General features: G+C 68.9%; 12 protein-coding genes and 3 pseudogenes. 10 read left to right on the top strand and 5 right to left on the bottom strand.

Annotated elements, in window-relative coordinates; translation table 11 throughout:
- Nucleotides 1-257 precede the first annotated feature (257 nt).
- From ACF088_RS31605 to ACF088_RS31595, 3 genes are all read right to left on the bottom strand, one after another.
- Entirely contained in the window at nucleotides 258-1028 is a 771-nt protein-coding gene (locus tag ACF088_RS31605) for a hypothetical protein (protein WP_392379305.1), read from the bottom strand.
- 139 nt (nucleotides 1029-1167) lie between these two features.
- A complete protein-coding gene (locus tag ACF088_RS31600; protein ID WP_392379304.1) occupies nucleotides 1168-2076 on the bottom strand; it encodes a PDR/VanB family oxidoreductase in 909 nt (302 codons plus the stop codon).
- 10 nt (nucleotides 2077-2086) lie between these two features.
- Nucleotides 2087-2716: an MSMEG_1061 family FMN-dependent PPOX-type flavoprotein gene (locus ACF088_RS31595; RefSeq protein WP_392379303.1), complete on the bottom strand. Its 630-nt coding sequence runs from the start codon at nucleotides 2714-2716 to the stop codon at nucleotides 2087-2089.
- Between the two features lie 144 nt (nucleotides 2717-2860).
- Here ACF088_RS31595 and ACF088_RS31590 point away from each other — a divergent pair, with 144 nt between their 5' ends.
- Nucleotides 2861-3481, top strand: coding sequence for a TetR/AcrR family transcriptional regulator (locus tag ACF088_RS31590; RefSeq protein ID WP_392379302.1), 621 nt, complete (start codon nucleotides 2861-2863; stop codon nucleotides 3479-3481).
- A 117-nt stretch (nucleotides 3482-3598) separates the two neighbouring features.
- Here the strand turns inward: ACF088_RS31590 and ACF088_RS31585 are convergent, their stop codons facing one another.
- Nucleotides 3599-3814, bottom strand: coding sequence for a hypothetical protein (locus ACF088_RS31585; RefSeq protein ID WP_392379301.1), 216 nt, complete (start codon nucleotides 3812-3814; stop codon nucleotides 3599-3601).
- Between the two features lie 443 nt (nucleotides 3815-4257).
- Between ACF088_RS31585 and ACF088_RS31580 the strand changes: the two genes are divergently transcribed.
- The 5 genes from ACF088_RS31580 to ACF088_RS31560 all read left to right on the top strand — a co-directional run bounded on the left by ACF088_RS31580 (nucleotide 4258) and on the right by ACF088_RS31560 (nucleotide 8438).
- Nucleotides 4258-4971 carry a hypothetical protein gene (locus tag ACF088_RS31580; RefSeq protein ID WP_392379300.1) on the top strand — a complete coding sequence of 238 codons (714 nt, stop codon included), beginning with the start codon at nucleotides 4258-4260 and terminating at the stop codon, nucleotides 4969-4971.
- Between the two features lie 170 nt (nucleotides 4972-5141).
- The gene (locus ACF088_RS31575; protein ID WP_392379299.1) at nucleotides 5142-6263 is read left to right on the top strand and encodes an LPXTG cell wall anchor domain-containing protein; all 1122 of its coding nucleotides are present in this window, start codon (nucleotides 5142-5144) and stop codon (nucleotides 6261-6263) included.
- A gap of 110 nt (nucleotides 6264-6373) precedes the next feature.
- Nucleotides 6374-6970 carry a hypothetical protein gene (locus ACF088_RS31570; protein WP_392379298.1) on the top strand — a complete coding sequence of 199 codons (597 nt, stop codon included), beginning with the start codon at nucleotides 6374-6376 and terminating at the stop codon, nucleotides 6968-6970.
- 330 nt (nucleotides 6971-7300) lie between these two features.
- A complete protein-coding gene (locus ACF088_RS31565) occupies nucleotides 7301-7570 on the top strand; it encodes a hypothetical protein (RefSeq protein ID WP_381059244.1) in 270 nt (89 codons plus the stop codon).
- A gap of 493 nt (nucleotides 7571-8063) precedes the next feature.
- Nucleotides 8064-8438, top strand: a complete 375-nt coding sequence (locus ACF088_RS31560) for a hypothetical protein (protein ID WP_392379297.1) — start codon at nucleotides 8064-8066, stop codon at nucleotides 8436-8438.
- Between the two features lie 869 nt (nucleotides 8439-9307).
- Here the strand turns inward: ACF088_RS31560 and ACF088_RS31555 are convergent.
- Nucleotides 9308-9791 (bottom strand): annotated as a pseudogene (locus tag ACF088_RS31555) (IS5 family transposase); the annotation flags it as partial.
- Nucleotides 9792-10144: 353 nt separating this feature from the next.
- Here ACF088_RS31555 and ACF088_RS31550 point away from each other — a divergent pair.
- The 4 genes and pseudogenes from ACF088_RS31550 to ACF088_RS31535 all read left to right on the top strand — a co-directional run bounded on the left by ACF088_RS31550 (nucleotide 10145) and on the right by ACF088_RS31535 (nucleotide 13562).
- On the top strand, nucleotides 10145-11173 hold the full coding sequence (locus ACF088_RS31550; protein WP_392379296.1) for a hypothetical protein: 1029 nt from the start codon (nucleotides 10145-10147) through the stop codon (nucleotides 11171-11173).
- Between the two features lie 205 nt (nucleotides 11174-11378).
- A pseudogene (locus ACF088_RS31545) lies at nucleotides 11379-11699 on the top strand (leucine zipper domain-containing protein); the annotation flags it as partial.
- A 480-nt stretch (nucleotides 11700-12179) separates the two neighbouring features.
- On the top strand, nucleotides 12180-13295 hold the full coding sequence (locus ACF088_RS31540; RefSeq protein ID WP_392379295.1) for a hypothetical protein: 1116 nt from the start codon (nucleotides 12180-12182) through the stop codon (nucleotides 13293-13295).
- A 195-nt stretch (nucleotides 13296-13490) separates the two neighbouring features.
- Nucleotides 13491-13562, top strand: a pseudogene (locus ACF088_RS31535).
- Nucleotides 13563-13714 lie beyond the last annotated feature (152 nt).

Genomic DNA, 13714 nt, shown 5'->3' with positions numbered 1-13714 from the left:
AGCGGCCGAGACAAGCAGACCCCTCGGCGCCCAACCTCCCGAACCCGCGCGCCAGAAGCGGTCCAACGGCCATCCGGAGAGCTGGTTCTTGCCCGCATACGTGACGGATACCAGGTGTCCGCACCGACAGGGTGCCGCAGGACACCCCGCTGTTCGGTGGGGTAACGCCTGAGGAAGAAGCTGCCGAAGACCACTGGGCTTCGCGAGACCGGGCGGCGCGAGGTACCGCCCAAGTGGTGCATGCGTAGACGAGGTCGTCACGGCGGCCTGGACATGCCGTCGTCTTGTTCGCCAGGAACGTGTTGACCGCCAGCTGCCGCCCCTTGGCCACCATGGCCTGGGGGTCGGACGCCGCGGTGGCCTCTTCCCGGAGTTTCTGGGGTCGCGGTGATGAACCTCTGGACCCGGCCGGCCTGCCACTGGGCGGCGGCCGCGCTCGCGTCGTGCTCCTTCTTGGCCTCCTCGGCCGCGAGGACGTTCTCCTCCTGCTGCTCGGCCAGCCGCTCGGTGTCGGCCTTGCGGGCCAGCTCCGCCACGGTCCTGGCCTGATCGGCTGCGGTCTGCGCGTCATCGGCGGCCTTCGTGGCAGCGTCCGCCGCAGCCCTCGACTCCTTGGCCGCATCCACCGCCTGCCCCGCCTCGTCCGCTGCCTTGTCCGCCGCCTTCGCCGCTGCCTTCGCCGCTGCCTCGGCATGCTTCGCTGCGTCGTTGGCGGCGTCGCGCAACTGCCGTGCGACCACCGCCGCCTGACGGGCATTGGCCTGCGCCGCCTCGGCCGCACGCGTGGCCTGGCCCGCCAGCCGCCGGGCCCGGGCCGCCGCCGCCTTCGCCTCGGCCTCCTTCGCACCGGCCTCACCGGCCCAGCGCCCCGCCTCCGCGGCCGACGTCGCCGCCGCAGCCGCATTGACGCCCGCACTGGCCGCGGCACCCGGCCGTTGCTGGCCGCCTCCACCAGTACGGTCCGCCGAGCGGCGCTCCCGACCAGCAGCCGTGGCACGCCACGCGTTCCCAGCCTGACCTCGAGCCACGTGGTCAGCTCCGGAATTCCTTCGGGGAGTTGACCAAGCTGCCAGGCGACGGGGGATGCTGCGGCCGCACACTGGCGGGATCATCGACAGGGCGTGAAAGGCGTCCCACGAAGCCGGTCAGGCATTCTCCTTACCGGAGTCAGAGGTCGATGACCAGGTGCGGTGACCGCGAGCGCGACACGCAGGTGTAGATCTCCCCCTGATTCCCGCCGATGTCGTCGCGGTGTTCGGGATCGCCGTCGAGGACCCGGACGGCGCAGCTTCCGCAGACGCCCTCCCGGCAGCCGGACGGCACCGGGTGGCCGGCGTGGGTGAGGGCGTCGAGCAGGGACTCGTCGGCGGGGACCTCGACGGACCGTCCCGACCGGGCGCACAGCACGGTGAACGCAGTGTTGGGGGCGAACGTCTTCCGCGCCGGGCGGAAGCGCTCCGTATGGAGTCGGGCCGGATCGAAGGCCGCTTCGGCGGCGGCCAGCATCGAGGCCGGACCGCAGCAGTAGACGGCGGTGCCGGACTTCAGGGTGGCACCGAGTGCGTTCAGGTCGGGGCGAGGGTCTCGTTGCCTGTCGATGAGGGTGGCCGCGTCCCCACAGAGGGAGCGGATCTCGTCGGTGAACGGCATCGTCGCGCGGGCGCGGCCCGTGTACACGAGATGCGCCGAGGAGCCGTTTGCGAGGACGTGGCGGAGCATCGGCAGGATGGCGGTGATCCCGATGCCGCCTGCGAGGAAAAGGTAGTCCTCCGCTTCGACCAACGGGAAGTTGTTGCGTGGCAGGGAGATGTCGAGCGTCCGGCCGGGCCGCAGGTAGCGGTGGATGTAGTCCGAGCCGCCGCGGCTCAGCCGCTCGTGGCGGACGGCGATGCGGTGGTGGTCGCGTTCGGCCGGGTCGCCGCACAGGGAGTACTGCCGGGTGAGCCAGTTGGGCAGCGAGACATCGATGTGCGCGCCGGGCTCCCAGGGCGCGAGCGAGCCGCGCAGGGTGAGGGCGACCACGCCGTCGGCGACCGGCTCGATCCGGTCGAGGACGGCTTGCTGGGTGGAGGGCATGGGGGTCCGATCAGTACAGCTTGCGGTAGGCCGTTTCCAGGCCCTGGTCGATGAGCTCGGGTGGGACGCCGATCTTCAGCTGCGCCGCCGCCATCTCGCCCGCCGACGGCATCTCCGCGGCGAGTGCCTGGCTGGCCGGATCCCAGAGCCGCGACCGTACGAGCGCGCGGCCGCAATGGAAGTAGGCCTCCTCGACCTCGACGACGATCGCCAACTCCGGCTCGCTCGCCTCGGTCTGCATCCGCGCCAGCACGTCGGGTTCGTCGGTGGGGTAGGCGCGGCCGTTGACGCGCAAGGTCTCGCGGTAGCCGGGGACGAGGAAGAGCAGGCCGGCACCGTCGTTCTCCGCGAGGTTGCGGAACGAGTCGGCGATCTTGTTGCCGGGCCGGTCGGGGATCGCGAGGGTGTGCTCGTCGAGGACCTTCACGAACCCCGGATAGTCGCCGCGTGGTGAGCAGTCGGCACGGCCGGAGGCGTCGGCCGTGGCCAGCGCGGCGAACGGCGCGTGCGCGATGAACATGCGGCTCTGCTCGTCGATATGGTCGATGATCTTGCCTGCGGCCATCGGATCGGGTCCGCCGAGACGCGCGCGGACGTCGGCCAGGGACAGTTTTCGCGGGCGGTGTGCGACGTGGGACATCGCTCTCTCCTCCTCGGGCGCAAGGCGCAGCCCGATGCGGTCGGAGTGGATGTGGTGAGCTCTTTGCCTGCTCAGGTGGCTATTGTGAGCAATGGCTCACTTGTTTGGCTACTCGCTTTTACCCCTCAGGAAGGGACTCCCGTGATGCCGGGGAAACAGTCGCTGCACCCGCGCAAACAGCCGAAGCAGGTCCGTGGTGAGCTGACCCGGGAGCGCATTCTCACCGCGGCTGCTCAGGTTTTCGCCGAGTTCGGCTACGCCGCGGGGACCACCAACCGCATCGCCGAGCGAGCGCACGTGTCGATCGGGTCGCTGTACCAGTACTACCCGAACAAGGACGCCATCCTCGTCGAGCTCGCCGCCCGGCACCTCGACGCCGGGGAGAACCTTCTGCGCCGTCAGCAGGAGTGCGGGCTGCCGGACACGGTGGAAGGCGCGATGCGCGCTCTCGTGCGGGTCGCCATCGAGAACCACCTCGACGATCCGCAGCTCCTGCGCGTGATGATCGAGGAAGTGCCGAAGTCGCCCGAACTGCTGCGAAAGGTGCAGGAGTACGAGCAGGCCCGGGTCGCCTACATGCGCGAGCTGCTGGTCCGGTACCCCGAGGTCCGGGTGGGCAATGTGCACATGGCCGCACAGATCGTGGTGAACTCGGTGGAGCTGATCGTGCACAAGGTCATCGCGACGCGCGAAGCGGTGGATCTGCAGCAGTTCGAGGGCGAACTCGTGGCGATGCTGACCCGGTACCTGGCTCCCTCGGCGTGAGGTACCGGGGCGCGGCGAGGCGTTGTTCGGCGCCGTGCTCGCCTGGGAAGGCGTCGCATTCCCCGAGCCACCTCGTCAGGGCGTGGACGGATGCGAGGGCCGTGGTCGATATGCGTGTCAGGTGACGTGCGGGGGCGGCGGAGCCAGGTGACGGCGGTGGGACGGGTGACGGCGACGGCCAGGGACGCGGCCGCGCAGTTCGTGATCTCCACTGCGCAGGCCGTCCAGGGGCGATGTGGTGATCGAGCCGCCGAACAGCCGGGCGGCGGCATTGAGCAGGTCGACGGGGTTTGGGGATTTGGTGATGAGGCAGTTGCGCGGCGGCTCCGGCACGGCGTTCACCTCTCTTGGGGCGCCCGCCTCGGTGCTCCGAGGCGGGCGCGCGTGGCGGGCAGTCCGGACCTCATGTCAGTGTGTCAGCCATGGTGAGTCACGGTGATCTGCCGGGCACTCGGCGTCCAGCGGGACGAACAGGATGGTGCAGGGAGCCTCGAAGCGCACCGCTGTTTCCACCTCGTGGTGACCTGGTGGGTCGGCGCCATACTCGCCGGACGATGGTGGAGGATCGAGGTACCGAGCTGGTACGGCAGCAACGGTGTTTGTGCTGGTGGCCGGGCAGTTCCATGGGCGGTGTCCGATGGGTCGGGTGGCTTCTTCCCCTCCTCGCACCCGTGTTAGCCGGTTGTTAGCGGAACGGCAGCTTCTCGATAGTGGCCCGGACCAGAGTGGGTGACGTACCGAGGAGACCACACCGACTGCCCCCGGGGAACCTGAAAATGAGCTCCAGCACCACTGTCCGCACCGCCCGTCGCCGCACCCTGCGCATTGCCGTTGCGGCCCTGACCGCAGCCGCCGGCCTCACCCTGACCGCCTGCTCCGGCTCGGACGCCGCCGACGCGAAGTCCGCGGGCCACACGAACACGAGCTCTGCCGCCGCCGAGTCCACCGCCTCGGGCTGGTCCGGAATTCAGAGCTCTGATGGCAAGACGGGTCCCGATGCCAAGTTCGGCATCAAGTCGGTCGCTGCAGGCAAACAGTCGGGCGGCGCGCAGTCCGCCAGGGCCAAGACGGGATCCCCGGTCCGCACCCAGACCCTGGTGGACGGCAGCACGGCCAAGATCTACGACCTCGGCTCCCAGCGCTACCGCGCCGAGATCGTCAGCGACGGTTCGGTCGTGGCCACCATGGAGACGACGGGGCAGGACGCCGACGCCGGGCTCGATGCCAACGGCATGTACGTCGTGCTCACGATGGGCGGCGAGGTCCACTCCTGGATGGGCGGCGAGCACCAGGGACCGGGCACTTTCAAGCTCGCGGGGGGCTGGAAGGCCAAGGTCACGAAGGTCGGCGAGCTGCGGTACCGCGCGCAGATCATCGGCTTCGAGGGCGTGGCCGCCACGCTGGAGACGAACGGGCACGACGTGGGGGTCGACGCCAACGGCGTGTACATCGTGCTCAGCGCCGGCGGCGTGATCAGCGCCCACAAGTAAAGACCCGCCCGGCTGCGGCGGTGCAGCCACATCCGGCAGGGCAGCCCCACCGCCACAGCGACGGAGGCGATCTGCGCACTCACGCACACCAAGCGTCATGCACGGCCTGACCATGACGAACGTCAACCTGAGCCGCCCAGGCGGCACTTGGGATACGAGAGGTCTGCTGGATGAAGATTCGCCGCGCCCTGACGGCTGCCGTGTTAGCGCCCGCCGCCGTACTGGCCGCGCCCGCCGCCGCATTCGCAACGGAGCCGGTGTCCGAGGCCGGTCCCCGCACGCCCGCCTCTCCCGACTCCCCCGGTGCCGCAACACCGGCGGACCGGCCGGCGGAGTCCGCAACGAGCGGCGGCGGAACGGGTACCCCGGACGAGCCGCGGCGCCCGGGCAAAGCCGCTGCCGGTGGCTCGGCATCCCAGGACCGCGACGGGGCCGCCCGTCCCGCACCGGGGAAGCCGCCGAAAGCCGCCGGGACCACCGAAGGGACCACTGACGGGACCACCGGCGCGAGTGGTGCCACCGGTGGAGGCAAGGACGCCGGTGATTCCGATGGTGCGGGTCAGCCCTGCGCGTTCGAGTCCGACCAGTTGCACGTGGCCGTCCGCGGGCTGCCGCACCAGCTGGCTGCGGGCGGCGCCTGGACCCCCTTCTCCATGACGCTCACCAACACCACCGGCAAGGCCCTGGAGGAGGTCCAGCCCTTCCTGCTCGTGTCCTCCGCCGAAGATGTCGACCGGCCGTACTGGGAGCTGGAGACCGAGTACCACGACGCCAAGACGGGGCGGTGGAAGACCTTCCATGACGCGGCGCCCGACGCCCTGTTCGGCTTCCTTACCGTCGGTCCGCGCAGCACCCTCACGCTTCAACTGCGCACCCGCGCGGTCAAGGACGCCAAGCCCGGCGCCGGGTACGCGCTCGCCGCCGGCGACTACCGCAACCGCGACGGTTCCTGTGGTTCGGCCAAGGAAGCCTGGGAAGACTTCACCATCCTCCCCGCGGGCACGAAGCCGACGCAGCCCCCGACCACCAAGCCGAGTGACCCGGGCAAGCCGGCTGACACGACCGAGCCCGGCCAGAGCGCCGCGTCCGGCGGCGGTACGGGTGGTTCCGATTCCACCGGTGGCCTCAGCCCGCAAGGCGGGGCCCACCTCGCCGCGACCGGCTCCTCGTCCGCGCTCCCGGCGATCGCTCTCGCCGGCGGAGCCGCGATGGTGGTCGGCGCGGGTGCGGTCATCGGCGTGCGCCGCCGGAGGGGCGTGGCCGGTCCGGGCGACACGGACGTCACCGCGTAAGCCCCACCCTTCCTCCAAGAAGCTGACAACCCAAGGAACCACGCCCTTTGAACTCAATGACACCGGGAACAAAGGCTCCAAGGGTCCGAAGAACCAGGAAAGAGGTCTTCATGAACCTGCGCCGCGCCCTGTCGGTCTCGGCCGCGACGGCCGCCCTGCTCCCCGTGGTGGTGGCCGCCGCGCCCGCCGCCCAGGCGGCCCCTGCCGCGGAACTCCCGAAGTGCTCCGACGTCAGCAACGGGCAGTACCACAACAACGCCTTAGTGGGCCGCTCGTTCGGCATACCCACGTCGATCACTCTCGGCACTCACTGGACGACCTACACCGCCACACTCACCAACGCCTCGGCGAAGGAGCTGAAGTCGTTCGACCTCAGCGGCGCGCTGGGCAGTTATGTCTACAACGAGGGCGAGCGCGACCTGAGCCCGTACGGCGATCTGCAGTACTGGGACACCTCGCAGCGCGCCTGGAAGACGCTGCGCCAGGCCGATGGAAACGCCCGCGGCACCATCCCCGGCCCGAAGACGCTGAAGCCCCGCGAGTCCGTCCACGTGCAGCTGCGGTTCAGGGTGAGCAAAGACCTGCCCCTGGACCACGCGTACGACGCGTTCACCGGCCTCACCGGCACCTTCATCGACCGCTACCGCGACACGGACTGCACGTCCGACGGCGTCGCCGAGGGCGGTTTCTCCCCCCGCAAGGGCTGAAACCTGCGGGGAGGGCTGCCGCCGTCGCGGCCCGACGGCGGCAGCCCCCCGGGGTCCCCGCAGAGTCGGAAGCGGTGAGCCGGAGCACAGCCGGAGGAGTACCTCGCCCCCGGAGCCGGCGGAATCGGCGGGGTGCCCGGCCTGAGCACGAGCGCCTCCTCCCCGGCCCCCGGGCAGCACCGGCCCGAAAGCTCGCCACTCTGGTGAACGTACTGGCCCAGTGCGTGCATCAAACCCTGGTGAACCACGCACAGAGCAGGCGGCTTTGGCCGCGGCGTCTCTCCAGGAGAGCTGTGCGTAGAAAGATCTCACAACACGATGGAGGAATTCATGAAGTCCTGGCGCACTCGTATCGCTCTCGGTCTCGCCGTGGGTGCCGCGGTGGTCACGGTGCCGCTGACCGCCACGGCCGCTTTCGCCGCCGGCCCTCCGCCCGGTGACGGCTGGCAGCCGGTCGGTGGCGAGTCGTTCGACTCCTGGCAGAAGTGCTACGACCAGATGCAGAGTGACCTGTCACAGAACCCCAAGTACCACGAGGCCACCTGCGTCAGCGACCCCCAGCCCGGGCTCCCCAACTTCTACTCGGAGTGGATGCGCTGAGCTTGTTCTCCCTCGTCCGACCTCGAACGATTCCCCGAATCTGATCGCCGTACGAGGATTCCGGGCACGTGAACACGGCCTTCGTCTGATCCTGTGCTCCGACCGGAGAGGCACATGCCCAGCACGAAGGCCGTGGGGTATGGGTCTGCTGCACACTGGCGTCCGGCGGGAAGCGTTCGCCGTGGCGTCACGCTTCCGGGCCGATCCCCATCGCGGCGAGCAGCCGCGGGGCGTGGCGTTCCACGAGCCGGGCCAGGCGGCGTTCCAGGTCCTGGATCCAGGCGGTGGGCTGCTGGATTCGGTGGGCCGGCAGGCACAGGGGGATGCGGGTGGCCTGCAGTATCGCCTTTCCGTCGTCCCGGCGTGGGCATCGAGTCCCTGCAGCGCCGTCCGGCTCGCGTGGGATCCTTACCCTTGTCGGGCACTTCTGCCGCAACTCACCATCTGCCTATGGTGTCTTGAGACCGCAGAGCGCGGTCGAAGGGAGATCCACATGCCGACGCAGACCAGACTCGCCTCGCACAACCTTCCTCGCTTCGAAGACGCAGAACCGCTCGGCCCACAGGACGCGGAGTTCGCCAGGGACATCAAGGCCGTGCTGGAGAAGCACGGCAATCTGGACCGGTTCGGTCTGGTCCTGTTACACGACCACTTCCCGGTCGACAGCGACGAAGTGGCCGTCGAGACGAACAACCCCCAGGCCCGCACCCTCCATGTCAAGGTGGAGAAGAAGGGAGAGACCAAGCACGCCCAGCCATCGCAGTGGCGGTTCGTCGCGGACTCCGAGGAGACGCCCACCGCACAGAGCGACAGCACCCCTTACGAAGTGCTGATGCTGTGCCTGACACTTGCCTGCGAGCGCCGCTGAGGCCGGACGGCCTCGGCTGACACGCCCACACACAGGGGGAGGGCTGTACGAGCTCCCACGGGTACAGCCCTCTCTGCGCTTCGCCCCACCTCGCTCGGACCATGGCGTACAAACCCCGGTGAGGCGACGATGACGCCAGGCCGGCGCCGGCTTCCTTGCGGAGCCCTCGAAGACGCTTCCCGACGCATCGGCACTCAGGCGCTCTGCTGAACGGGCGTACTGACCGGACCTACGGGGCGCATGCCCGCCACCCACAATGCGTCAGCCCGACTTTCGGGTCATCCTCGCCGAGGTCCTCGGCTGAGCCAAGCGATGAGGAGCTTGGTCACAGCGAGTCGCCCGGCGGCGCGAAGGCCGCACGGCCGGCGTCCGAGGCCCCCAGCCGGTCCGACAGCCATGACAGGAGGTCCGCTCCGGTGGCGGGCTTCAGCACCAGGTCAGGTGCAGGGACCGGTCCTCGGTGGCGGGGCAGCGTGCCACCACTCCTGGGGCACGCCCCCGAGGTCCCGTATCCACATCACGTGAGTTCGCGACGGAACTGGCGGAAGGGGTCGGGCACAGGCCCCGTCGGGATGCTTCCCGACGGGGATTCGCCGTATCGCGGAAGCCTCTATAGCGGGCCCGCAGGGAGGCGGGACCCGTCGTGCCGCGAGGGCCGAAACTCCCGGGAAACGGTCCGGCTGAGGGCAGCGCTCGGCAGCGGGCGACGGGGAGCGCCATGGTCAGCTGTCAGGTCGACGAAGCTATGCGGGCTGCGCGACGAAGCGGGCAAGCGATTCGGCGGCACCGCGGGGCAGGCCGGCGACCGTCGCTTCCGACAACGTGGTGCTCACGGCCCGCAGTCTCGCGCCTAGGCACTGTTTCTCGGATCATGTTCGGAGCCAGATCATGAGGGTCGCGACCGTGACGGTTCCGAGGTAGACGTAGGCGCGTTTCTCGTAGCGGGTGGCCACGGCCCGGAAGCCCTTGAGGCGGTTGATGGCTCGCTCGACAGTGTTGCGTTTCTTGTAGCGTTCGCTGTCGAATCCGGTGGGCCGGCCGCCGTCGGAGCCGCGGTTGTGCCGGTGTCGTTGCTGGTCGAGGCGTTCGGGGATGGTGTGCCGGATTCCGCGTCGTCTCAGGTAACGGCGGTCTTGCGGGAGGTGTAGGCCTTGTCCGCCAGGAGGTGGTCGGGTCGGCTGCGGGGCCGTCCGACTCCGGTGCGGGGCACGGAAACCTGCTCCAGCACCCGCTCGAGCTGGGGCCGTCACCGTAGTGCCCGGGTGTCAGAACGAGCCCGAGGGGCCGGCATCGTCCCTCGGCGGCGAGGTGGATTTTGGTGGTGAAGCCGCCGCGGGAGCGTCCCAGGCATTCGCCGATCTGATCACCTCCTCCAATCGGCCGACCAGTTTCCGCAGCACCGGACCGACCCGGTTCGTCCCCTGCCCGGCCCCCAGTGCGCCCGATGGGTCCGGAAGGCTGACGTTCGCCTCCACCGGGCCGCCCCACAACGAGAAGCGACCGCCCAGCCACACGGACAAGCGGCCGCGTCCCAAGATCGTCGCCAGTCCCATAGCTTTGGAAAAATAACGGGAGTCAGCGTGGTCCCGGTCCGCTCTCGCGGACAACCCCAAGGCAAAAGCCCCGCCCGGCATTTGGACAAGCCTTAGGGACGAGTTCACGGTCTTGGAAGGAACTCGGCCAGCCGCTGGCACGTCGTGATCACTGTGACGAGGAAAGAGACGAGCCCGGCCCCCCGTTCCGTCGACGCCGGCATTGAAGACATCGAGGAACTCGTCGCGTCCTGGGAGGAACTCGCCTTCAAGTACGACTACGGCCACAACAGTGCCTACGACCGGCGTGTCCTCGACTGCGCGGCACGGCTCGGCGCCGACCCCGGCGGCTCGCTGGCCTATGTATGGGTATTCGGCATGGTGGTGGCCGGGCGCTATCTCAACTGGCTGCCGGGCGACGGCGTGAAGGAGGCCGCGCTCCGGGCGCTTCGGACGGCCGAGGCGGCCCTGTCGGCACAGAGCTGCACGCATGCCTCCCATCCGTACGAGACCCATGACGAGGAGGAGGACGAGGAGTTGGCGGGCTGGCTGGTGCCGCTCCTCGACGACTCGGAGGAATGGTACGAGGACTGGTCACGCGACCATTGGCGCTGCCCGTGCAACGCCGCCGGATTCGCACGGATCGCCCTGGATACCCTCGACCCCGGCTCCGTCGCCAACGTCCCGCCACGCCTTCCGCAGGAGGCCCACGACACCCTCGACTCGCTGTCTGCCTTCCTCGCGGGCTATCCGCAGCCCGGCACCGATGTCGAGGCGGAGATCGAGGAGCAGGGCTGGGCCCTGAAGGCCGCCGCGGACCCGGACGACCGGTCCGGGCGGATCATGGTCGTCCGGGCAGTTGGCTGGTACGCGGCCTCCGGCGTGGTACGCAGAAAATCGGTCCTCGACGAGCTGATCAGCGCGCTGGAGAAGGCGCTGTCCCATTACGACGCCGGTACCTGCCCACACAGCGACGACGAGCACCCCGTTCTGCCCGACACCGCGCCCGCGGCCGCCGCGATCGGCATCGAGCTCAGCTACCCCGGCGGTCGTGCCCTTTACGAACGCCGCCGGGCGGAGAATGACAAGCACAGCGCCTCACTGGAGCTGCTGCTGTGCCCCGGGTTCATCGTCGAGATCGGGCAGGAGTCTCTGATACTGCTACGCGAGCGCCGAGACCACTTCTTCAGGCCGTGCTCATAGGGGACCGGCTTCGATACCCACCTGCCGCAATCGCCACCGCTGAAGCCTCTCGCCGCTCTCCTGCCTGGTGAGCCTGAGCGTGCACTAGCTGTTCTGTCCACGGAGGTTGGTGACGCAGGTCTCGGCTGAGTGATCTTGAAATGGGTGAGGGCCTTCTGGCCTGGTGTGGATTGCGACATCTGCACCGGCGACCAGAGAGGCCCTCATACCACACCGTAATGCACCCCTGACCGAGACCGGTCGACTCCGCTTGGCCCGCTGCGTGGTCAGGGATGGCTGGCCGCTGCGTCGGGCGGCCGAGCGTTTCCAGGTATCGCCGACGACGGCTCAGCGATGGGCTGAGCGCTACCGGCTGTTCGGCGAGGAGGGCATGGCGGACCGTTCAAGCCGCCCGCACACGAGCCCGCGCCGCACCCCGACCCGCACCGAACGGCGGATCATCAAGGTCCGGCTCCTGCGCCGGTGGGGCCCTGCCCGCATCGCACACCTGCTATCAGCGGATGGGGAGCCGGTACGAGCAGGTCTGCACACGCAGTGAGCAGACGGTGGGGCATGCAACCAGCCCCTGCCACCGGTGCATCCGGGAGTGCATCGAGGAGATTGCCCGGGCTCCGTTACGGCCGCGTCCCCAGCGGATTCGCATGCTGTTCCGGCAGGGGGAGCCGAGCTCGTGCGCTGGTGCCGATGAACTACGTTGATCATGCACGGACCGACTCCGGGGCGTCGCATGGAGGATAAAGCTTGCTGTCGGCAAAGGGAGTTCAGCGACCTTCGCCCGACGGGCGCGCCACAGACGACGCCGGTGGAGGACGACGGTCGGCAACGACGTCATCAGAATCGGAGAACAGCAATGCGGTACGAGTCGTCCGCGCACCCCGACACGCCCGGTACACCCGCCTTCGCGAGGCCGACCTCGCGTCGCCGGCTGCTGGGAGTGTCCGGCGCGGCCCTCCTCACAGCGGCGTGCCATCCCACGGGGGGTAAGCAGTCGGGTGGGGAGGGGAGTGTGCAGCCGGACGCGAAGGGCGGCGGCGCACCCACGGGCGAGGCGCCGAACGGCGCGCTCGGGGTGAACTTCAACGAGGACCCCTCCGACATGAACTTCGCCCAGGTGCGGGCCCTTTCGGCGAAGTGGGTGCGCGGCTTCGTCCCGATGACGGACTACTTCGACACGCACGCCCCGGCCCAGCAGCGGTCCGTCGCCAGGCTGCTCGACGCGAGCGGGAACGACTTCAAGACGATCCTCTCGCTGAAGTTCCCCTTCCTGACTCTCGGGCAGTCGCTTCCCCAGGTGGGCAGCAAGGAGATGGGAGCGCAGCTGAAGCGCGTGGACCGGGTGCTGCACGCTGTCATGGGGAAGATGGACATCCTCACCATCGGCAACGAGCCCTTCCTCGAAACCATGAAGGACGAGCGCGATGCGCGTCTCAATGTGTTCTACGAGCACGTCGCCGAACACGTCATCGCCTACCGCAGGAAGAACTTCCCGCAGGGCTGCAGAACCCGCCTGTACATGGGTGCTCTCACCCGCCTCGACAAGAAAGAAGGGCGCACGAAGGCCACCGAGCGGTGGGTCGGCTTCGTCAACAGGAAGCCGGAGATCGAGGGCCTCGACATCCATCCGCACGTGGACTCCCTGCAGGCGGCCGGCAGGTACGTCCAGTACGTCGTGTCCCGCCTGGACAAGAGCAAGAAGTTCCTCGCCACGGAGTTCTCCCTGGTGCAGCACTGGGAGAACCACATGAGCGACAAGATCCCGGCGGCCTACGCCGAGAAGTACACGGTGCCCCCGAACACCCGGGTGTGGCAGGTGATCGGCAACGCGTTCGACAAGCCCTTCCCTCAGAAGAGGTGGGACGACTTCCTCGCGATGAGTCCGTGGTTCGCATCCCACAAGGACTATCTGACACAGCAGGTGCAGCTGTTCCGGGAGACCGGGAAGCTCGCGGTGGCCACCTACGGGGTGGCGCAGATCGAGTCCATGCAGACGGGCTGGGACGCCGACAAGAAGCCGTGGATCCTCAACCCCCTGTACGCGAACCGCACGGTCAGGGAGGAAAACGGAAGGGTCGGACGGACCACCGTCTGGTTCGACTCGTTCCGTGCCCTGCAGGATTCCTGAGCGACTCACCGGTACTGCTCCCGTTCGTGCCCCGCAGGCGCGTACGGGGGCAGCATGGTCGGCAATACCCATGAGAGGCGACCGCGTCGAGCCCAGCGAAACAGGCCAGGTTGGCGACGGTGGGGGAATCGGGCCTTGGCACCCCGTCAAACCTGTATGATCATGAGGTAACTTCGGTGCACAGCACGGAGTCACGCGTCTGTGGTCCAAGGAAAGACGCCCGCCAGCCGGTGGGAAATGCAGGTGCAAGGCCTGCCGGGCGCTCCACACAAGGGTCCCTGCCATTCTTGAGGCGGGGACCCTTCGCCGTTCCCGCCCCCATGCTCCGGCGACGCCCAGTAGCCCCGCCGCACGCAGATGAAGTCCCACCGGAAGCATTCCGGCGGAACTTCTCGTCTCGCGGAAGGCCACCACCGGGT

This window comes from Streptomyces sp. NPDC015125, from assembly GCF_043080045.1.
Lineage (GTDB): Bacteria > Actinomycetota > Actinomycetes > Streptomycetales > Streptomycetaceae > Streptomyces.
This window is presented reverse-complemented; position numbering and strand designations above follow the sequence as displayed.

Excerpts from the sequence above, each read along its gene's own strand:
- ACF088_RS31595 (WP_392379303.1), bottom strand. The coding sequence starts at position 2,716 with ATGTCCCACGTCGCACACCGCCCGCGAAAACTGTCCCTGGCCGACGTC.
- ACF088_RS31580 (WP_392379300.1), top strand. The coding sequence starts at position 4,258 with ATGAGCTCCAGCACCACTGTCCGCACCGCCCGTCGCCGCACCCTGCGC.
- ACF088_RS31560 (WP_392379297.1), top strand. The coding sequence starts at position 8,064 with ATGCCGACGCAGACCAGACTCGCCTCGCACAACCTTCCTCGCTTCGAA.
- ACF088_RS31570 (WP_392379298.1), top strand. The coding sequence starts at position 6,374 with ATGAACCTGCGCCGCGCCCTGTCGGTCTCGGCCGCGACGGCCGCCCTG.
- ACF088_RS31565 (WP_381059244.1), top strand. The coding sequence starts at position 7,301 with ATGAAGTCCTGGCGCACTCGTATCGCTCTCGGTCTCGCCGTGGGTGCC.
- ACF088_RS31590 (WP_392379302.1), top strand. The coding sequence starts at position 2,861 with ATGCCGGGGAAACAGTCGCTGCACCCGCGCAAACAGCCGAAGCAGGTC.
- ACF088_RS31575 (WP_392379299.1), top strand. The coding sequence starts at position 5,142 with ATGAAGATTCGCCGCGCCCTGACGGCTGCCGTGTTAGCGCCCGCCGCC.
- ACF088_RS31600 (WP_392379304.1), bottom strand. The coding sequence starts at position 2,076 with ATGCCCTCCACCCAGCAAGCCGTCCTCGACCGGATCGAGCCGGTCGCC.